The sequence below is a fragment of the Bradyrhizobium sp. 25ACV genome (assembly GCF_054863005.1).
Genome location: NZ_JAVAYO010000002.1, coordinates 549,356 through 566,066 on the forward strand (window position 1 = coordinate 549,356; position 16,711 = coordinate 566,066).

At 60.6% G+C, this 16,711-nt stretch carries 13 protein-coding genes; 8 read left to right on the top strand and 5 right to left on the bottom strand.

Translation table 11 applies throughout. From position 1 onward, the window contains the following. Window positions 1-3 precede the first annotated feature (3 nt). Window positions 4-1,101, bottom strand: a complete 1,098-nt coding sequence (locus RAD04_RS06330; RefSeq protein WP_461623056.1) for an MFS transporter — start codon at window positions 1,099-1,101, stop codon at window positions 4-6. A 152-nt stretch (window positions 1,102-1,253) separates the two neighbouring features. Then, complete coding sequence (locus tag RAD04_RS06335) at window positions 1,254-2,570, bottom strand: lysine N(6)-hydroxylase/L-ornithine N(5)-oxygenase family protein (protein ID WP_461623184.1); 1,317 nt, start codon at window positions 2,568-2,570, stop codon at window positions 1,254-1,256. Between the two features lie 1,503 nt (window positions 2,571-4,073). On the opposite strand from RAD04_RS06335, the gene RAD04_RS06340 reads away from it, so the two are divergent. From RAD04_RS06340 to RAD04_RS06375, 8 genes are all read left to right on the top strand, one after another. Then, a complete protein-coding gene (locus RAD04_RS06340) occupies window positions 4,074-4,274 on the top strand; it encodes a hypothetical protein (RefSeq protein ID WP_027544377.1) in 201 nt (66 codons plus the stop codon). Window positions 4,275-4,943: 669 nt separating this feature from the next. Next, the gene (gene sfnG, locus RAD04_RS06345) at window positions 4,944-6,050 is read left to right on the top strand and encodes a dimethylsulfone monooxygenase SfnG (RefSeq protein ID WP_461623057.1); all 1,107 of its coding nucleotides are present in this window, start codon (window positions 4,944-4,946) and stop codon (window positions 6,048-6,050) included. A gap of 116 nt (window positions 6,051-6,166) precedes the next feature. Further along, complete coding sequence (locus tag RAD04_RS06350; RefSeq protein WP_461623185.1) at window positions 6,167-6,994, top strand: ABC transporter ATP-binding protein; 828 nt, start codon at window positions 6,167-6,169, stop codon at window positions 6,992-6,994. Further along, window positions 6,994-7,884, top strand: coding sequence for a branched-chain amino acid ABC transporter permease (locus tag RAD04_RS06355; protein WP_458180775.1), 891 nt, complete (start codon window positions 6,994-6,996; stop codon window positions 7,882-7,884). Before RAD04_RS06350 ends, RAD04_RS06355 begins: the two co-directional genes overlap by 1 nt. Before the next feature lie 3 nt (window positions 7,885-7,887). Then, complete coding sequence (locus tag RAD04_RS06360) at window positions 7,888-8,934, top strand: branched-chain amino acid ABC transporter permease (protein ID WP_461623058.1); 1,047 nt, start codon at window positions 7,888-7,890, stop codon at window positions 8,932-8,934. 27 nt (window positions 8,935-8,961) lie between these two features. Beyond that, a complete protein-coding gene (locus RAD04_RS06365; protein ID WP_461623059.1) occupies window positions 8,962-10,293 on the top strand; it encodes an ABC transporter substrate-binding protein in 1,332 nt (443 codons plus the stop codon). A gap of 66 nt (window positions 10,294-10,359) precedes the next feature. After that, window positions 10,360-11,154, top strand: a complete 795-nt coding sequence (locus RAD04_RS06370) for an ABC transporter ATP-binding protein (RefSeq protein WP_458180778.1) — start codon at window positions 10,360-10,362, stop codon at window positions 11,152-11,154. A 20-nt stretch (window positions 11,155-11,174) separates the two neighbouring features. Beyond that, entirely contained in the window at window positions 11,175-12,371 is a 1,197-nt protein-coding gene (locus tag RAD04_RS06375) for an acyl-CoA dehydrogenase family protein (protein WP_461623060.1), read from the top strand. A gap of 240 nt (window positions 12,372-12,611) precedes the next feature. Here the strand turns inward: RAD04_RS06375 and RAD04_RS06380 are convergent, their stop codons facing one another. From RAD04_RS06380 to RAD04_RS06390, 3 genes are read right to left on the bottom strand one after another with little or no spacing between them, the layout of a single operon-like run. Further along, window positions 12,612-14,219 (bottom strand): acyl-CoA carboxylase subunit beta, encoded by a 1,608-nt coding sequence (locus RAD04_RS06380; protein WP_461623061.1) that lies wholly within the window; start codon window positions 14,217-14,219, stop codon window positions 12,612-12,614. Between the two features lies 1 nt (window position 14,220). Then, window positions 14,221-14,724: an acyl-CoA carboxylase biotin carboxyl carrier protein subunit gene (locus tag RAD04_RS06385; protein WP_375860577.1), complete on the bottom strand. Its 504-nt coding sequence runs from the start codon at window positions 14,722-14,724 to the stop codon at window positions 14,221-14,223. A 1-nt stretch (window position 14,725) separates the two neighbouring features. Then, complete coding sequence (locus RAD04_RS06390; RefSeq protein WP_461623062.1) at window positions 14,726-16,201, bottom strand: acetyl-CoA carboxylase biotin carboxylase subunit; 1,476 nt, start codon at window positions 16,199-16,201, stop codon at window positions 14,726-14,728. Window positions 16,202-16,711 lie beyond the last annotated feature (510 nt).

A 16,711-nucleotide genomic window follows, 5' to 3' on the forward strand; every position in this document is an offset into this window, starting at 1 on the left:
AAATTACAGGTAACCAGTTGTAGCCTTCACTCGAAGCGCAGCTACCAGCAGCGCATTCAAGGCCGTCGCGCCCAATAGCGTCAGCAACATCACGTCGGGACCAAATCCGCGGATCAACTGCCCGCCGGCCAACGGAAAGCCGAACAATCCGAGGAAATATGCCAGCGTAAAGATTTGTGAGGTGACGGGCACGGACACCCCGTGGTCGCCAGCAAGATTGACGGCCATTCCGTTGAGGGTGGAGTAGGTGAGCCCATAGCCTGTCGCGAAAATTGCCGTGGCCACCATATAGAGCGGGGTGCTGCCGGTATTCACAATGAATAGGACCAGTGACGCACCAGTAGCTGCGAAGAGCATGAGCGCAAGTCGGTGTACGGGCAGGCGGCCCATCACGTGGGCGAGAGAGAAGCGTAGCGCCACGCTGGACGCAGTAAATATCAAAAAGAACAAATCGGAATTCAGGTGACGGGATGCGGCATAGGCACTCTGATACGTCGACAGTCCCGAGAAAGTGCAGGCAGCAACCGCAATCATGGCGATGGGGACAGCTGTGGATTTTCGAACGAGCGCTAAGGTCGCAGTTACCGTGATTTCGATATGCGGCATCGGCACTGCGGGCAGGCCCAACATGGCACGTCGTGCGACCTCTACGCAGATGGTCGCGATGACGCATGCTATCGCGAACAGGACATAGACCATGGCCAAAGAGCCGGTGACGTTTGCCAAGAAGTGACCGAGTGGAGCGGCTAAACCGAGCCCCGCCATTTGTGAGCCGGACAAAATGGTTAAATATTGGATACGTGCGGCGGGCCGTAGATGCCGAATGATCTGCAACGGCGACAAGATGAAGGACACCGACCATCCCGCGCCCATCAGCATGCTGCCAGCATAAGCTGCTCGCTCATCGAGGACTGCGCCGGCAACGAGCAGCATGGCTAGGGCCATGGTGATCGAGGCGGCGGCCACCGTCGGCATAATGCCGATGCGCTGCGCGACCCAGCCTGCCGAGCAGCAGCACACGATCGTCACAACCATGGCGCTGGAGATCAGAAAGCCTGTGGTTTCACTGCTCTTACCAAGCGCCTGCATGTAGTCCGGCAATAGGAAGCTCGTGCCGTAAGCTGCTGCAATAACAATCGATGCGACCAGAAATGGTCCAAAGGCGCGGTGATGTAGCCTGACAGATAGCTCGTCCGCAGCTACAGCGGACGCATCAACACGACAGCCGTGTACGGGGGAGAACGACGCTCGGCTCATGTGATTGCGGCCATGGGTTGCGTGGACGGCATCGCATCTCGACTACATGGTTCGGGCATGTCTGATGTGTCATGACCGTCCAGGATCTGCCGATCTGACGTATCGAGATAGAACGGTTGTCCGAGCAGGCTATTGATAATGAGGCTGCTGCGGTATGCGACCAGTGATAAATTGACGCTCTGCAGCCCATGCTGCAGGCGGCTTTGGTTCTGCAGATATACCGGCCCTGGCATGTGTTGATCGAACCGGACGGCGTAGTCCGGGCCGACGACAGGCAGGCTATCCTCCGTACGCGCGCCCCGGAGGAGCGTTTGCAAAAAGGGCGGGGTGCGCGGCTGGAAGCCTGTGGCGAGCACTATGCGATCAACCAGGATGCTGTGATTTCGCTGCGCCGCGATCTCACTCAGATCGACTTGCCAACGTTTGTTGTGGGACGTGATGTCCGTTAGGACAACGTTGGACAACAAACGAAAACTGTCGTCCAGCGTGCCCTCAACGCCGCGTTCGTACAACAGGTCATAGAGGCGATTGCACAACTCGACGGAAATGCCGTCGCTTGTCAGCTTCTCTTGCTCCACGATGGCACGACGTTGCTGGAGCGGGAGAGCGTGAAAACGCCGGCTGTACCCCGGCATGTAAGCCTCGTTAACGAAACTGTTGTCGTCCATTGCAAACAGGTTTGTCCGCGACGTCACCCACGTAATCCGGGCCGCTACGGGACGACTAAGCATGTGCTCAACAATCTCAGCACCGCTCTGACCACCTCCCACCACGAGCACATGCTCGCCGACGTCAGGTGGATCGCGCTCGAGATACTCGGCCGCATGATAGACGGCGTTGCCGATCAGGGGCCTAGCACACGCGGGAATCTTCGGCTCTACGCCAATTCCTATCACCACAGCGCGCGCGAGGTATGTGGTTGTGCTCGTGTTGACGCGGTAGCCGTCCCTGAAGGGCGCTACGTCGACCACCTCTTCGCCAAAGCGGAGCGTCTTGAGCCGTCGTGCGACCCACTGGTAATAGTCGGTAAATTCCCGCCGCGAGGTTGAGGCGTCGCGTCTGTTGACGAAGCTGTACAGCCGCCCGTGCAGTGCAAGGTAGTTGAGGAAAGAATAGGGGCTGGTAGGGTCTACCAGGGTCACGCAATCCTTAAGTGGCGACACTTGTAGCCTGCTGTTCGGCAGCGCCAGTCCCGGATGCCAACAAAATCCCTCGCGTTTCTCTAAAAAGAGCGCGCGTAGCGGGGTAGGTTCAATCAGTGCCGCCAGGCTGAGGTTGAATGGGCCGATCCCGATGCCGATGACATCAAGCATATCCACAGAGGCCTCTGTCACGCTCGTGTAAAACCTATCCGGAGGACGAAGGAAGTCGCCTACTCGAATTGGCAGCCTACAACCTGACGTCACGTGCGATACAAGCGCCTTCAGATGATCCCGCTGGACCGCATGCCATTCTGCCGTGAGTAGAGTGGCTGCAACAAAGCCGCGCCGTGAAGCCGGCGGCAGCAGCCATCGTCATCTGGTGTCGCCGGCCCAGCTCGGGCAAGCGCGTGATTTTGTATGGATCTGTCAGCATCCACCGGCACCCGCACGCGGAAGGACTCTCTGCGCAATTTCGTGATGGACGAGCTGTGTGAGGGCGGCCGGGCGAACGGGGTTTAGCCAACCGAGGTGAGCACATCATACACATATCGGCATTGGAGCGCGGAGGCCTTGTGCGACTCCGACGAGTGTCGCCGGCGACCTCGGGTTCTCCATAGGTATCAACGCCATGCGAACTGGCTTCCGAGCTTCGTCACTTGTGCCTCGTGGGTTTGCGTTTGACAGCCTAAGCCAGTCGACCGACGCAGATAATTCTGACAGCGCGTTCGGAGATGGCGGCGGCCAACTGCCCGTTGTGCGGGATGCGTTCGCGCCGAATCAATGCTCGCCACCATGGACAGCTTGCCGATCTGCCCCGCGTCGGCAGGGAGGTACGCATCCAAATGATTCACGACGGCTGTTTGCGCGATGGGGTGGCGCGTTGCCGCCGGCAGATATTTGCCGGGCGGCCGGGAGACGATGTTGTCCCGATCCGGGAGCGTCGTGCAACGGCACGATCGGGATGAAGCACACGAGCTCATGACGGACACGTCACTGCTTTGCGCGGGCCGCGCCGCAATCCGGCGCCAGCGGTCGATCGAAGTCACATACCGTCGCGGGCGACGTCGTCGTCACGGTGATGACCTCGTCGACACTGTGGGCCGATTTCGGTCGAACGGACGAAACGTTGCGGCGTCACCGTCGGTCTCGACGGGAACCAATTCAATCTTGTGCGTGTGAGGGCGCTTAGACTGGCAGAAAAGCAATTCTCTCGAAAAACGCGAGACTGGACAATTCATTTCAGCAACATAGTGTCGATGCTTGCAGGTTTGGAGACGCGTAATGATCTATGTGCCCGAGTGCAAATGCGGGGCTTGGGGGCCGCGCGTTGAGCCAGCGTCGGTCAGGAGGCGTCGCGCCGCAACGACCTTCTGCAGCCGGCGTCGCTAGAACTTTGCTCATTTCTAGTCTGAGATGAATGCGGCACCGCGCCAATTCATCAACTTTGGATAGCCATTTCATTGACCATCGTGCTGTTCTGCCGGATAGTCGTCAGCAGCAGATCGTGCGGCTCAGGGTCGCCGCAATGCGACGGAAGGTTGATGTTCGACATGCGAAGCCGCATGCCACATCGCGCCGTCTCGGCTGCGACTGGCGTCTGTAGTTGATCGTACCAACAAAACCGAATTGATCAACAATCAGGCAGGAGCGCCAGAGGCCGGCGATCGAGCAGACATGTCCCAAGCCTATGTCATCGAAGTATTCGATCGAACCGCTGGTATCGTCGTCAGCGACGGACGCGGCTATCGCTTCTTCTCATCGGAGCGGGTCTTTGACAGCCTCGACGGCGGTCATTTCGGCTCCGCCCGCGCTGCGGAACGCGCGGCGAGGGCACTTGTCGAGCAACGCCGCGGCGCCGGCAATCAAGCGCCATAAAGCCCAAGGCAGACAGACGTTTCAGCTTGTGTGGGAGCGGTGGGACCGTTGAGCGATCGCGCTCCCACGGCTGAGGGGCGCGGCGTCGGCCGTCCGCGCGGGTCAGGGCCAGGTGAAGGCACCGCAAAACGGTTGGAGGCAACGCTGACCGCTTGAAGATGAATGGTTGCGCTCCCAACGCGGGAGTCGTCCGCTTCAGACGGTCGCGACCAGGGAATGTCGGCATCGGTGATTGTGCGACGCGAGTCTTGGTCGTGGAGCAACAAACAAGCCGCTTGTTGCGAATCTAAAAAAATGAGTTTCTCGGATACCTCAAAAAAGAGTTGGTCTTAGACTCGCGCGCTCATGGGTTCTCTGGGACTATCGACCGTCAATCAATGGTGCTTGAGAGAGGGAAGCGCTGATGGTTTGCAATGATCTCGTCGAGGAGGCCGAACGTTCCGCCACGCGGAGGACTTCGCGTCTTATGGTGGGCGCGCCGCTCTGTTGATGAGGCCGTCCTGCGTCAATGGCACCTGCACCGCAGATCGCCAAGAATTCTACGACTTCTAGCTTAGCGTCGGATTGAATTGGGTATGCACTCGCTTGTCCCGAGCGGCGTGAATGCACTGTGCTGCCTGCTTTAACCCGCCGTTCGCCGATCACAAGCCAATCACGTGAGGTGACAGCATGACCACGAACAGCAATGCCATCAAATTCGCCTATTGGGTGCCGAACGTGTCGGGCGGCCTCGTCATTTCCTCGATCGAACAGCGCACCAGTTGGGAAGTCGATTACAATCGCAAACTGGCCCAGATCGCCGAGGAGGCCGGCTTCGACTACGCGTTGAGCCAGATCCGCTTCACCGCAGGCTATGGTGCCGACAAGCAGCACGAATCCGTCAGCTTCTCGCACGCACTTCTCGCAGCCACCGAAAAGCTCAACGTCATCGCCGCCATCCTTCCCGGCCCATGGAATCCGGCGCTGGCCGCAAAGCAGATTGCGACGATCAGCCACCTGACCAATGCCCGGGTCGCGGTCAATATCGTCTCGGGCTGGTTCCGCGGTGAATTCCATGCGATCGGCGAACCCTGGCTGGATCATGACGAGCGCTACCGCCGCTCGGAAGAGTTCATCAACGCGCTGCGTGGGATCTGGAACGAGGAGAGCTTCACCATCAACGGCGACTTCTACCGATTTCGCGACTACTCCGTGAAGCCGAAGCCGCTCGACCCGCTGCCGGAGATTTTCCAGGGCGGTTCCTCGCGCGCTGCCCGCGACATGGCCGCCCGCGTCTCCGACTGGTATTTCACCAACGGTAACACCCCAGACGGTCTGAAGACGCAAGTCGACGACATCAGAAGCAAGGAAAAGGCGTTCGGCAAGAACTGGCGAACCAAGATCGGCATCAACGCGTTCGGCATCGTCCGGCAAACCGAAAAGGAAGCCAGGGACGTCCTGCAGGAAATTCTCGACAAAGCGATCCCGGATGCCGTGCGTGGCTTCCACCATGAGGTCCAGAATGCCGGCAATGCCAGCCCCGAGCGTGAGGGCAATTGGGCCAAATCCACCTTCCAGGATCTCGTCCAGTACAACGACGGCTTCCGCTCGAATCTGATCGGCACGCCGCAGCAGGTCGCCGAACGCATCATCGAGCTCAAACGCGCGGGCGCTGATCTGATTCTGCTGGGGTTCCTGCATTTCCAGGAAGAGGTCGAATATTTCGGCAAGCATGTGATCCCGCTGGTCCGCGAGCTCGAGGCGAGAGTGCCCGCACACGTTCAGGCTGCTGAATAGGCGCAAGGAAAGGCAGCCAGGTGGCGGGGATTGCGACAGGAGCCGGCGTACTTCGGCTGGAGGAGCTGCCTCCGGATGGAGACGTGCGTGGGTCGAGTGCAGAACGGGGTGAGGCGATACCGAGCCGCACCGAGCCGGCCGGCCAAACGCTCGCGCGGCCGGTCCTCGGACTTGCGAATATTTCGTTGACATTCGGCGGGGTCGCGGCGCTTCGCGATGTCGATCTGCACGTCGCCGAGGGCGAAATCCGGGCGGTGATCGGGCCGAACGGCGCCGGTAAGAGCTCGCTGCTCAACATCGTCAGCGGGGTTTATCGACCCGATCAGGGCGAGGTGTGGTTCGGCGATCGCTCATTTCGCGAAGTGCCGACGTCGAAGCTTGCCGCGCATGGCGTGGCCCGGACGTTTCAGAACCTTGCCCTGTTCAAGGGGCTTTCCGCTTTCGACAATGTGCTGATGGGGCTGGCGCATCGCGTGCGCGCCGGCTTTCTGCGGCAGATCGTCGGCTCACCATTGGCGCGGCGGATCGAGGCAGAGAATCGCGCGGCTGCGGAAGAGGTGATCTCTTTCCTGCACCTCTCCGAGGTTCAAGATCGCATGGCCGGAACGCTGCCTTACGGGCTCCAGAAGCGGGTCGAACTGGCGCGGGCACTGGTTGCCCGACCGAAGCTCCTGTTGCTGGACGAGCCATTCGCCGGCGTGACGGTCACGGAGAAACAGGAGTTGTCGCAGCATGTGCGCAACGCCCGCGACAGCTTCGGCGCCACCATCGTCCTGATCGAGCACGACATCGGCGTCGTGATGGGGCTGTCCGACCGCGTGGCCGTGCTCGATTACGGACGAAAGATCGCCGACGGCACGCCCGACCAGGTCCGTGCCGACCCAGCAGTGATCGATGCCTATCTCGGCGTCGCGCATGAGGACGATACGGAGCTTGCGATCTGATGTTCGATTATCAATTTCTGATCGAGGTTCTGATTGGCGGCCTGCTTTCGGGGGTGATGTACTCGCTGGTGGCGATCGGGTTCGTGCTGATCTACAAGACCTCCGGCGTGCTCAACTTCGCGCAAGGCGCGATGCTGCTGTTTGCGGCGCTGACCTTTGTTAGCCTGGTCGAGCGAGGTACACCGTTTGCCGCGGCGCTGGCGGCAACGCTGGCGATCATGATCGTGTTAGGCATCGTCATTGAGCGGGCGGTGCTGCGGCCACTGGTCAACCAGCCACCGATTACGTTGTTCATGGCGACGCTCGGACTCTCCTACGTGATCGAGGGCGCTGCGCAGCTTCTGTGGGGCACGCAGGTGCATGGTCTCGACATCGGCATCAGCGACACGCCGTTCGAAGTGGCGGGCGTGCTGATCAGTCAGTTCGACCTGTTTGCGGCGGCCGTCGCGGGCAGCCTGGTTGCGCTGTTTGCGCTGTTCTTTCGCTATACCCGCACCGGGCTGTCGTTTCGTGCCGTAGCCGATGATCAATTTGCCGCCCTTGCGGTGGGCCTGCGGCTGCCGCGGGTGTGGGCCGCGGTCTGGACGGTGGCCGGAATCGTTGCTCTCGTCGGCGGCCTCATGTGGGGCGCACGGCTCGGCGTGCAGTTCTCGCTGTCGCTCGTCGTGTTGAAAGCGCTGCCAGTGCTGGTGCTCGGCGGGTTCGATTCGATCGCCGGTGCAATCGTCGGCGGTCTCCTGGTCGGCGCCATCGAAAAACTGGCAGAGGTCTATGTCGGGCCGTTCTTTGGCGGCGGCATCGAGGCGTGGGCGGCCTATGTCGTGGCACTCGCACTCTTGCTGATCCGGCCATCTGGCCTGTTCGGCCAGAAGCTGGTGGAAAGGGTGTAGGCTATGACCGCTCTTACACCCGCCAGACTGCGCTGGCCTTCGGCCAAGACGCTGTGGATCGGCATCGCGATCTTGGCCGCCTACGGCGTCGTTCCGCTTGCGGGATCGGACTATGTGCTGGATGCCGTGCTCACGCCGTTCCTGGCGCTGGCGCTTGCCGCGGTCGGGCTCAACGTCCTCACCGGCTATGCGGGGCAGGTTTCGCTTGGTTCGGCGGCCTTCCTCGCTGTCGGCGCGTATGCCGCCTACAACCTCCATCTTCGCGTCCCGGCCTTGCCGCTGCTCGTCGATCTGGTGCTGGCCGGCGGCATTGCGGCGGCAATCGGCATCCTTTTCGGGCTGCCGAGCCTGCGGCTGCGTGGCTTCTATCTCGCGGTATCGACGCTCGCCGCGCAATTCTTCGTGCAGTGGGCGCTCACCAAGTTCGGCTGGTTCTCCAACGACAATCCGTCCGGGGTGATCGACGCGCCGGTTCTCAAGATTGGCAGCATCACGTTTACCAGCGCCGCCGAACGCTACGTCTTCTCGCTGACGATCGTGGTCGTCTTGACGCTGTTGACCCTGCGACTTGTACGCTCCCAGTCCGGCCGCAACTTCGTCGCGGTGCGCGACCACGAGATCGCGGCAAAGGTGATCGGCGTGCCGCTGCTGCGCACCAAGCTACTCGCCTTCGCGACCTCGTCCTTCCTCATCGGCGTCGCCGGCGTGCTCTGGGCGTTTGCGTATTTGCGCACGGTCGAGCCGGCCGGCTTCAATCTCGATCGCTCGTTCCAGATCCTGTTCATCATCATCATCGGCGGCTTGGCCTCGCTGCGCGGCTCTTTCGCCGGCGCGGCCTTCATCGTCGTGTTCCCGCTTTTGCTGTCGCGGATCGGCGCCGCCTTGTTCGGCAGCGTGTTCGATTCCGGTGTCCTGGAGATGAGCCAGCGTATCATCATCGGTGCGCTCATCATTGTGTTTCTGATCGCTGAGCCCCGCGGGTTGATCGCCCTGTGGGACCGTGCCTGGTCCGCCGTTCGGCCCGCGAATCGCCCAGCGATCCCGAGTTGAGATGGACTTCATCAAAAGGAGCTTGCAATGAACATGTTGAGACGTTTGAAGGTGACGGTGGGCGCGGCGCTCGTCGTCGGTCTAACCGGTACGTTGGCGGCGCACGCCGACGAACAGTTTTTCCCGCTCCAGAGCTATCGCGTTGGCCCCTATGCCGCGGGCGGCACCGGGTTCTTCGGGGGCTTCATCGACTATCTCAATCTGGTCAACACCCGGGATGGTGGCGTCAACGGCGTGAAGCTGACCTGGGATGAAGGCGAGACCCAGTACGAGGTCGAGCGTGGCATCGAAGTCTATGAGCGGCTGAAGAGCCGCCCAGGAATCGCAGCCTGGAACCCGCTGTCGGTCGGCATTGCCTATGCCATGATCGACCGCATCACCAAGGACAAGGTGCCGCTGATCACCATCAATCACGGTCGTACCGATTCGACCGATGGCCGTATATTCCCTTACGTGTTTCCGCTGCTGCTCAATCCCTACAGCGAGACCTCCGGCATCGTGAACTACATTGCCTCAAGAGAGGGCGGTCCGGACAAGCTGAAGGGCAAGAAGATTGCCGTGCTCTATCATGGTTCGCCCTACGGCAAGGAGACGATTCCGATCTACAAGCTGCTGGCGGACAAATACGGGTTTGGCCTCGAGCAGATCGAGGTGCCGCATCCGGGCAATGAGCAGCAATCGCAATGGCTCTCGATCCGTCGGGCGAAGCCGGATTATGTGGTGCTGCGCGGCTGGGGCGTGATGAACCCGGTCGCCCTGAAAACCGCGCAGAAGGTCGGCTTCCCTGCCGATCATATCATCGGCAATGTCTGGTCCAATTCCGAGGAGGACGTCATTCCCGCCGGCGATGCGGCCAAAGGCTACATCGCGATCACGACCCAGGCCTCTGGCGCCGAATATCCGGTGCTGCAGGAGGTGATCAAGACCGTCTATGGCGCGAACAAGGGCAATCTCGACGATAAGAAGCGGATCGGCAGTGTCTATCACAACCTTGGGATCGTGAACGGCATCCTCAACGTCGAAGCGGTCCGGATTGCCCAGGCAAGGTTCGGTAAGCGTACCTTGACCGGTGACGAGGTCCGTTGGGGCTTTGAGCACCTGCAACTCGATCCGGCGCGGGTCGAGGCGCTGGGCGCGAAGGGCCTGTTCCACTCGATCAACGTCACCTGGGACAATCATGAAGGCGACGGCCGTGTCACCTTCCAGCAGTGGGACGGCAGCAAATGGAAGGTCGTCTCGGACTGGATCGCGCCCGACTGGGCGTTCCTCCGCCCGATCATCGAGAAATCGTCGACGGCCTATGCGAAGGAGCACGCCATCAAGATCCGTACCTCCGGTGACGATCCGGTGGGCCAGTAGCGTCAACGCGACGCTCAATACCTACGGGAGCAGAGGCTCCCGCAGGTTCAGATCAATGGGTCAGGCATGAGTGACGTTCTGCTTTCAGTCGAGCGATTGGCCGCAACCTACAATCGCGCCATTCGTGCCGTGAATGACGTATCGTTCGCGGTTCGGCCCGGCGAGATCGTTGCCGTGCTCGGCGCAAATGGCGCCGGCAAGTCGACGACGCTGCAGGCAGTCTCGGCGCTGCTGCCGGCGCGGCGGGGCCAGGTGGCCGCCGGACGCATTGTTTTTCAGGGTCGCGACATTGCATCCGCATCGCCTGCGAAGCTGGTCCGCGCCGGGATTGTTCCGGTCCTTGAAGGCCGGCATTGCTTCCCATCGCTAACGGTGGAAGAGAATCTGATCACTGGCGCGATCGGCCGCGACGCAAAATCTCGCGAGATCCGCGCCGGTCTCGACGACATCTACAAGCTCTTTCCGCGGTTGAAGGACCATCGCAAGACAATCTCCGGGCTCACCTCGGGTGGCGAGCAGCAGATGACCGCGATCGGCCGCGCGCTGATGTCGCGGCCGCGATTGCTGGTGCTCGACGAGCCGTCGATGGGGCTCGCGCCACTCGTGGTCGAAGGCATTTTCCATGCGCTGAAGCAGCTCAACCGCGAGCAGGGTCTCTCGATCCTCGTCGCGGAACAGAATTCGACGGTCGCGCTGCGCTTTTCCGATCATGCGGTCGTCCTTGAGAACGGCCGCAGCGTGCTGTCCGGAGCATCCGTCGCGTTGCGCAACCGCGATGACATCAAGGCACTTTACCTCGGCCGGTCACAGCAAACGGATGTCGGCGGGAAACCGCTCATCAGCGCCATTGCTGGACATTGATCAACACAGGGGACAAGGACATGGCTAACGAAAATCTGGCGCGCAAGATCGATCAGGACGTCTATTCCCGGCTGGATGCCGCGATCAATGCGACCGTAAAGGCCAACGCCGATCGTAATGATCTGGAAAGCCGCTTTCCCAGGGAGAATCTAACGGCGTTGGCGGAGGCTGGTTGGACCGGCGTGCTGAACGAGCCGCGGTTTGGCGGACTTGGGCTTGGTCATGTCGATTTTGCGGAAGCCGCTTACCGCATCGGTCAAGCCGACGCGTCGACCGGCCTCGTCTATATCATGCATGTCGGTGCGGCGCAGACCATCAATCTGTTTGGCAGCGATGATCAGAAGGAGCGCTGGCTCAAGACCCGCAATGGCGGCCTGCTTGGCACCTATTCGACCAGTGAACGCGCCACCGGCGGACACTGGTGGTATAATTTGTCTGAGGCCTCGCGTGATGGTGAGGACTATCGGGTCAATGCCGAGAAATCCTTCACAACGAGTTCCGGTCAGGCCGACTTCTATGTGGTGCAGACGCGCACGCCCGGCGCCAAGGACCAGGCCGATATCGTCTTCTTCATTGTTGACGGCAAGTCTCCGGGTATAGAAGCGAAGCCTTGGGATGCCCTCGGCGTGCGTGGCAATCACTCGGGCCCCATCCGCTACACGAACGTGCGGGTACCGCGACGGGATCGGCTCGGCGCCGAAGGGCAGGGCAAGGAAATCATCTATAACGGCGTATCACCGGTCTATCTGATCGGGCTCGGCGCGGTCTGGGAAGGGGTGGCCCGCGGCGCCTTGAGCGCGGCGGTCGCGCACACCACGAGCTTCGTGCATAAGGACCGGAACAAGAGTCTCTCGGACTACCAAGCCATTCGTCAGGAGCTCGGTGCGGCCAAGGTGCTTGTCGAGACGCTGCGGCCGTGGCGTCTCGAACTGGCCGCAAGGCTTGACGCGCTGTGGCGCGCTGGCAAGCCACAGAGTGAAATCCTGATCCCGCTGACCGAGTTCAAGGTCCATGCCGCCGAAGTCGCGAACAAAGTCGCTGCGACGGCACTGACAGTGACGGGTGGCTACGGCTATCACCGTGGGCCGATCGAGCGCGCGTTCCGCGACGCGCGCGCAGCCATCGCGATGGGACCCTCGAACATCATTGCCCGGGACTGGATCGGCAAATCGCTGGTCGGCCTGCCCCTCGAGCTGTTCTACGAAGGGGGCGAATAGATCGAAATCCGCGAGCTTGATCTGCCGATCGGCGGAACGAACATCTCGTGCAATGAGCGGGATTTTCAGCAAGAACGCGGTAACCGAATCGGTGATCACCGTCACTCCACCAACAGATGCACAGACGACGACCGGCTCTCTTGACCTACTCGCGGCAGAGGCGCTTTGGCAATTTCATCGGGGCGCGGCGCCTTTGCGAGTCGTCTCTCGTGCTCGCAACCTACCCAAATCGGCTGGACGTCACATTCGGAGCACGCCGTAATGCGGCGAGGTGATTGGGCTGTTGAGCGAGGCACTCAGAACGATTGCAAGCGCGTTTCTGGTATCGACCGGATCAAGAATGCCGTCATCCCACAACTCGGATGTCGCATAGTACGCGCTCGACCGCTCCCGATATTCTTCCAGAATCGGCTGGCGAATGGCTGTCAACTCCTCCGTGGAGAGGTGCCCATCGTGACGGGCCAGCTGTCTTGCCTTGACATGTGTGAGCACGCCCGCTGCCTGCTCGGCGCCCATCGCCGAAATCTGAGACTGCGGCCACGTGAACACAAAACGCGGATCGAAAGCCCGTCCCGCCATGGCGTAGGTTCCAGCCCCGTGGGAGGCGTTACAGACGATTGTGAATTTTGGCAGCGACGCCCCGGAGACAGCCATGATAAGCTTGGCGCCGTCCTTGGTTATGCCACGCCGTTCGTAGTCGCGGCCCACCATAAAGCCGGTCGTATTCTGCAAAAAGAGCAGAGGTGTTCGCGACTTGTCGCACAGTTGGATGAAGTGAGCGCCTTTCAGTGCGCTTTCGCTCAAGAGCACACCGTTGTTTGCAAGAATACCAACCTGATAGCCATGCAGACGCGCGAAGCCGCACACAAGAGTCTCACCATAACGTGACTTATATTCGTGGAACCGGCTGCCATCAACCAGACGGGCAATGATCTCCCGCATGTCGAATTGCGTCCGAGGATCCCTCGGAAGAATACCGTACAGTTCGGATGCACTATAGGCGGGCGGCTCCGGAGCGGCCCGGTTGATCGGGGCTTTTACAGGATCACTGAAGCGAGCGACGATATCTCGGGCAATTGCAATCGCATGCAGCTCCGAATTTGCAAGATAGTCGCTCGTCCCCGATACGCTGGTATGCACGTGAGCGCCGCCGAGTTCTTCGGCGGAAATCTCTGCACCGGTGGCAGCTTTGACGACCGGAGGACCGCCCAGAAAGATCGCTCCCGTGCCCTCAACAATGATGTTGTAGTCGCTAAGCGCCGGGACGTATGCGCCGCCGGCGCTGCAATGGCCCATGGCTATACCGACCTGCGGTACTCCCATCTTCGAAAGGATGGACTGATTGCGCAAGATTCGACCCGCGTGATAGCGATCAGCAAAGAACTCCGCCTGTAAGGGCAAGAACCCGCCGGCACAGTCGCACAAATGAACGACCGGCAGGCAATTCTCGATCGCGATGTCCAAGGCCCGCACGATCTTCTTGACCGATAGCGGATACCACGCCCCGCCCTTGACGCTAGCGTCATCTGCGTGGATGACGACCTCTCTACCCGCGACAATGCCGATTCCAACGACCTGAGCGGCGCCGGGCACCTCGCTATCATAGGCTTTGTTAGCCGCCAGCGTCGAAAGCTCGAGGAACGGGGTTTCTGGGTCAAGCAAAGCCTCGATCCGATCACGCACAAACAGCTTGTTTTGCCGCTTGAGACGCTCAAGATCCCGCACCGGACGCGCGAAGCGGGCGGCATGCTGGCGCTCCTCCAATTCTTTTGCAAGTCGCCTGTTATGAACTTCGTTGAGCCGATAGTCTTCCGAATTGACATCCACCAGAGACGAGAGCTGCTGCATTTCAGGGCCGCTCCTCTAGGAGCGTAACCAGTACAGCATCCTGCTCAAAGCTCTCGCCCTCCTTGAAGTGAATACGCCCGACAATGCCATCTTGCGGCGAACGTATGACGGTCTCCAACTTCATGCTCTCGATCGTCATCAGGGCCGTCCCGGCAAAAACGGCCTGACCAGGCGAAACCCGGGCGCCAATGACGACGCCCGGCATTGGCGCGCGAGCGACGGCTTGGCTTACCTCCTGCTTCGACGTAGCAAGCGTTCGCAATGGGTCGCGGTAATGCAAACTGCGCGTTTCGCCACTCATGTGCACGTGAATGGTTTCGCCATCAATGGCGAACCTGACGGGCTGGCTTTCACCCGCAATAATGACAACACCGCAGCCGTCACCGCGATGGGAGAACGCGACCGGGGCAATCACCCTGTCATGCAAGCAGAGACGGTAGTCCTCTCGGCATCGTGACAGCCATAGCTGATATTCGACGCCATCGACCTCAAAAGAGTGATTCACGTTAGTTTCTCCAGCTGCCCAGCGCCGCGTGAAGGTCGGACACGGCATCTGCCGATTCGCGGACCGGTCCGGTCAGGAGGGCGCCTGCTACCAGGAAGGCCGACAAGTCGGCCTGGGGGTCGCCTGCGACGATATGCGGATGTTCCTCAAGATAACCCGTGTGAATGTGTCCATGCAAAAATCCGTCGTCCGCAAGGATTCGGGCAAGGAAGCTTGCGTTGGTTGCGCAGCCGAGAAACACCAAGTCCCGCATCGCCCGATGCGCCTTTTGCGCAGTCTCGATACGGGAGGGGGAATGCACGATGATCTTGGCGAGCAACGGGTCGAATGCTGTCGTGACCTTCTGACCTCGCGAAAGGCCGCTGTCGATGCGTATACCGTCGCCGTCGGGGTAGTCGAGCACAAGCACCTTACCTGTTGTTGGCGCGTATCCGCGCTCCGGCGCTTCGGCACACAACCTGGCTTCGATCGCATGTCCGCTCGGCACAATGTCGGACTGTGCCAATCTGATTGGGCGGCCCGCGGCGATGTGGATCTGTTCGGCAACAAGATCAACGCCGGTGATCATCTCGGTCACGGGATGCTCAACTTGCAAACGTGTGTTCATTTCCAGAAAATGGAACTCTCCTCCGCCAAGGATGAATTCGACTGTGCCTGCACTGTGATAGTTGGCAGCACGGGCGATGCCGACGGCGGTATCGCAGATCCGTTGACGCAACTCCGACGACAGCCCCGGCGCGGGCGCCTCTTCGATGACCTTCTGGAACCGACGCTGGATCGAACACTCCCGCTCGAACAGATGAGTAACGTTTCCGAAGGCGTCGCCCAGCACCTGGACTTCGATATGACGCGGGCTTTCGATATATCGTTCGACGTAAAGCCGCCCATCTGCGAAGTAGCGCTGCGCCTCGCTGCTCGCCTGCGCAATTGCGTCCTCCAGGACGCCGATGTCGCGCACAATCTGCATGCCCTTGCCGCCGCCGGCCGCGGAAGGCTTTACGACCAAAGGAGGGCCCATGGCTCGGGCTCTGCGCACAAAGGTCGTTGGATCATCTTCCTCGATGGCGCAAGGAGCGACTGGAAACCCGTGCCGCTCTACGAAGTTCCGAGCCCGGATTTTGTCGCCCATCAGTTCGATGCTTTCGGGGGCAGGTCCGATGAACGTGATGCCCGCGCTTGTAACGGCCCTGGCGAACTCCGCGTTCTCTGATAGAAATCCATAGCCTGGGTGCAGTGCACCAGCGTTCGCTTTTCGGGCGGCGGCGATAATCTGCGGGATGTCGAGATAGGCAGAAGTCGGCGTGCGTCCGTCGATCGCGATGGCTGCATCGGCCATGGAGACCGCAAGCGTGCCGGCATCAATGTCGTGGTAGACGATCGCAGAACGAAGCCCCAGCTTGCGAAGGGTCTTGATGATACGAACGGCGATCTCCCCCCTATTGGCGATCAGAACCGTGTCAAAAGGCAGTTCGTGCATGTCCGTACCTCCCGCTGCATGGTGTGCCCGACCACAGACGTTGGGCTTGGGCGGGACGAATCGTCCTGTCAGTCCCGCGTCACGTGTCACAACCGTTGATCGGATCGGTCTAAGGCGGCGGCACGCGCAGGTGCCGCGGCACGAATACGATCAAGCGAAACCAGCTGTCGCGCATACCTCATCTCGGGCCGCCATTTCCTGTGGCAGCATCCCGAACTGAGATGATTTGGCGACATTGCACGCTCAAGCGGTGGATATTGGCTTTGAGACAGGCCGCGACGGCGTCCTCATCAGGTATGTGGGCGCCGCAGAGGCGAAACGCATCCGGTGTGCACGCCTGTCGCGCCTCCGCTGGGACCGGCCGATCTCGCGCACCTGCACTTCCGCAGCACAAAGCTGTCGTCATCGCAACGCCAAAGAGAACAATCGTATAGCGATGCGCTCTGGGGCGCGACGATCCGGTGGTTCGCTGCTTGTGGTTCAATAGCTATCCTCTGTCGGTGTGAGTTA